3 protein-coding genes and 1 pseudogene are annotated in these 3702 nt (G+C 62.5%); 3 read left to right on the top strand and 1 reads right to left on the bottom strand.

The features are described from left to right. Positions 1-158: 158 nt before the first annotated feature. From OL599_RS25670 to OL599_RS25680, 3 genes and pseudogenes are all read left to right on the top strand, one after another. Positions 159-371: pseudogene (locus OL599_RS25670) on the top strand (SRPBCC domain-containing protein); the annotation flags it as partial. Positions 372-925: 554 nt separating this feature from the next. Continuing rightward, positions 926-1543: a tetratricopeptide repeat protein gene (locus tag OL599_RS25675; RefSeq protein WP_264716915.1), complete on the top strand. Its 618-nt coding sequence runs from the start codon at positions 926-928 to the stop codon at positions 1541-1543. 418 nt (positions 1544-1961) lie between these two features. Further along, complete coding sequence (locus OL599_RS25680) at positions 1962-2756, top strand: class I SAM-dependent methyltransferase (protein WP_264716911.1); 795 nt, start codon at positions 1962-1964, stop codon at positions 2754-2756. A 57-nt stretch (positions 2757-2813) separates the two neighbouring features. Here OL599_RS25680 and tnpC read toward each other — a convergent pair. Further along, positions 2814-3702: IS66 family transposase (gene tnpC / locus OL599_RS25685; protein ID WP_264716912.1), on the bottom strand; the 889-nt coding region annotated here is incomplete at its 5' end.

The raw sequence follows: 3702 nt of genomic DNA on the forward strand, positions 1-3702 counted from the left end.
AACATCGCTACATGCAGACAGAGGCGATGGCCGAATTCACCCCGCCGACGATCGACGACATGCACACCCAGATTGCCACCGCTGCCGAATGATCCATGGCCGCCTCAGCTACACCGCAATTTCTACCACATTGACGGACACGACCGCTCGTCCCGGGCGAACGCCTGCGCTACACTGACAAATTCGATGATCCCAACCTGCCCGGCGAGATGCAGGTGACCGTGACGTTGAAGAAAGTATCGGTCGGCACCGACCTGGATATCGCGCAGGCAGGCGTGCCGGACGTCATTCCACCCGAGGCTTGTTATCTCGGCTGGCAGGAGTCGCCGCGAAACCTCGCAAGGCTCGTCGAGCCCGAGATCAATCAATAGCGCATCAGGATCGAGCAAAGGCCGCCGAGGTCGGATCGCGTGGTCGACTACCGCGATCCGGCGTTGGCGCCTTCAACTCGTATGTCCGATTTGGCGCAGCCATGACAGCACGCTGAACGGCAGGAGTGGGTCGGCAGCAGCCGAAGCGCCTGCACGATGCGGCGTCCGCTTTGCCGCTTCGCGCGGCCGGAAGCGGACGGGCTGCTTCCGGCCAATGCTCGCTATCGAGCGACGCTTGGCGTCTGTCTCTCTGGCGTCCGCTTTCGGAGTTGATGCCGACGTCCCTCAACCGGGACGGCTTGGCGGCTTCCTACCCCCTGCACACATAGGGGAACCGGGCGGCTAGCGCCGCCGTCGACCCGAAGCGGGCCGCTAGCAGGTGGGTAGAAGAAGATGTGTCGGCCGTGTTAGCCATCACGTTCCCGCAATAAGGGTTTCGTGTCATGTTTTTCAGCCACTCGAAGACGCCTGCCCCAGCTTTGAATCACCCGTTCCGGCAGACGACCGTCCAGCAATTGTAACCGAACGATAGGGCCGTTCAGAAGAAGGCCACGCTGGCTCGCGCTGGTGATCCGGAGGCGAATTATCGGATGGGCTTACATCACCTGGAGGGCAGCAAGCGGGATGTAGTCCTTGCGGCGATGTATCTTAGGGATGCCGCGAAAGTCGGCCATCTGGAAGCAAGGCTCCAAATCGCCGCGGCCTTGATGCATGGCTTCGATGACTCGAGCGGCTTGGGTAAGAGTTTCAGTCTGTTCTGTTGGTTCCTTGCCCTCAATATCAGAAGCTTCAATGCCAACGATTCCTGGGTCATGGACGAGATTAACGCAGGTAGCCTGACGTTCGCATTCCTGTATTGCATGGCGAAAATCTTCAGCAGGCAGGAGCATGAGGCCGTTGCATTACTAACCACGCGGGCCCGCGAGCACGGCTCCATGCTCGCAATGGGCGCGCTGGGCTACTGCTATGCAGAGGGCAAGGGCGTACCTCAGAATTTCGTTGAGGCCTATATCTGGTTTAATCTTGCGACGGCCGTCGGATTGCGTGCAGCAGCGCAAGACCGCGACCGGTTTGCCGAAAAGCTGGTGCCTGAGCAGCTTATCCAGGCGCAGCACCAAGCCGCAGACACGTTCTCTTCGCTATTCGGGTCGGAGCCCCCATCGGCAGTCTGAGTGAGAAGGCACATGTCCCAGTTTGGCGGCAGGTTGATCAGCGGTTGGCTTCTCGCATTGCGGCGACTCCTGTCCAAGGATCATGCAGGGGTATCTTGCCAATGGGCCACCTTGGCGGGGCAATGGCCACGCCATGAACGTCCGCTCCCCACCCCATGCGGTGATGGCCGGAGCCGAGGCCGGGTTACCGCCGGTGTCGACCCTATGCAGACATTCGCCTTGGACTTCTGCTCGGGGGTAAGCGGCTGATCAATTTGACTCCGATATGCGATGTAGAATTTTTGACTTCCGCACGGGTGATGCCTTGACAGCCGCCCACGAGTGGGTGGCAAGTGAATTCTCAGGCGGTGACCACCGTTAGTGGTCGCCGGAGCGATGCAATCGAGATATTTCTAACGGCGCACAAAGAAAAGTCACGATGGCCGAAGAGCTTTCCTATCGAGCGGAAGCTGCCGCCGAGTATGACCGTGCCTTCTCGCATGTCTCAGCCTACTTCGTGCCGTTCTTGCTGCGTGCGGCACGACTCGGGCCAGGCCAGCGCGTTCTCGACGTTGCCACCGGAACTGGTATCGCCGCCGAAGCTGCCCTGCGTGTCGTCGGAGCCGACGGATCCATTGTGGCCACCGACCTCTCCCCGGAGATGATCGAGAAGGCGCGCCAGCGGCTGGACAAGGCGTCAAACGCTTTCGTGGCGGTCGAGGATGGCCAAGCGCTCTCTCTCCCTGATGAGAGCTTCGATGTGGTGCTATGCAGCCTCGGCTTGATGTTCTTCCCCGACCCTTTGCGGGGCCTCTTCGAATTCCGTCGCGTGCTCCGCCCAGGCGGGCGGGCGGCCGTCTCTGTTCAAACCACACCGAACCGCTCCTACAACGGCTGGATCAATGTTATCATAGCGCGGCATGTGCCAGGCTTGGCCGAGGCCACGAGTCGCACCTTCGCGCTCGGCGAGGCGACACGGCTACAATCGCTCTTCCGTGAGGCGGGTTTCACGGATATCGAGACCTGCACTGAGAAGCACAGCTTCACGCTGCCATCTTTCGACGCGTTTTACGGCCCCTTTGAACGCGGCGGCGCGTCCACCGGCCAAGCCCTGGCTTCCCTACCCGAGGAGATACGGCGCGGCATCCGCGAGGAGGTGAGGCGCGATCTCGCCGATACGGGCGGGCCAATTGAGGTGGAGATGGAGATAAGGATCGGCAGCGGGCGGTGCTGACTGGGCGCTAAACCCAGTGCTCCGTATCCGTCCGGCGAGGGCCGCGGAGGTGGGCTGTCAGGCTACTGCGGCGTTAATTTGGGCGGCGGTTGCGTTCCAGTTCCACGGCAGCAACTTGTGTAGTTGCGACGCGGGGTGATCGGCGATGCGGCGCAGGACGTCGGCGAGCCATGCACGCGGATCGACGCCGTTCAGTTTGGCCGTGACGATCAGGGTGTAGATGGTGGCGGCTCGCTCGCCGCCTCGATCAGAGCCGCAGAACAGCCAAGCCTTGCGACCCAGGGCCACGCTCCGCAGCGCTCGTTCCGCCGCGTTGTTCGAGAGGCAGATCCGTCCATCGTCCAGGAACCGGCTGAATGCGTCCCAGCGCTTCAGCATGTAGTCCATCGCGCGGCCCACCTCGGCGTGCCGTGACATCCTGGTCCGGGCGGCGCGCATCCAAGCCTCCAGCTCCAGCACGAGCGGTGCCACCCGCTCCCGCCGCACGGCCACACGTTGCTCGGCGGGCAGGCCGTTGATCGCGCGCTCGACGTCGAAGATCGCGTCGATGCGCCGCACCGCCTCCGCTGCGAGCGGTGCCTTGGCGAGCTGGGCCAGGTCGAACAGCTTACGCCGCCCATGAGCCCAGCACCCGGCCTCCAACACCCGGCCAAGCTGGCGCCCGGGATGGTAGAGCTCACCGAATCCGGCATAGGCGTCCGCTTGCAGGATCCCGGCGTAGGAGGAGAGGTGCCGCTGCGGGTGCTCACCTCTTCGATCGGGCGAGTAGTGGAACATCGCCGCGGGCGGGGCTGGCCCAGCGAACGGTTTGTCGTCGCGCACGTACTGAGATGGACGGTCCCCGCTACTGATAGGCTCCGTCACTTCAGCAAGAAGGAGGAGACACCGCTCATGTCCATGTCGGTATACGGACTCGACATCTCGAAGAGCTGGTTTCAGGTGCATG

The organism is Limobrevibacterium gyesilva, assembly GCF_025989185.1.
GTDB lineage: Bacteria > Pseudomonadota > Alphaproteobacteria > Acetobacterales > Acetobacteraceae > Limobrevibacterium > Limobrevibacterium gyesilva.

Coding starts and splice junctions, on each gene's coding strand:
- OL599_RS25680 (WP_264716911.1), top strand. CDS start 1,962: ATGGCCGAAGAGCTTTCCTATCGAGCGGAAGCTGCCGCCGAGTATGAC.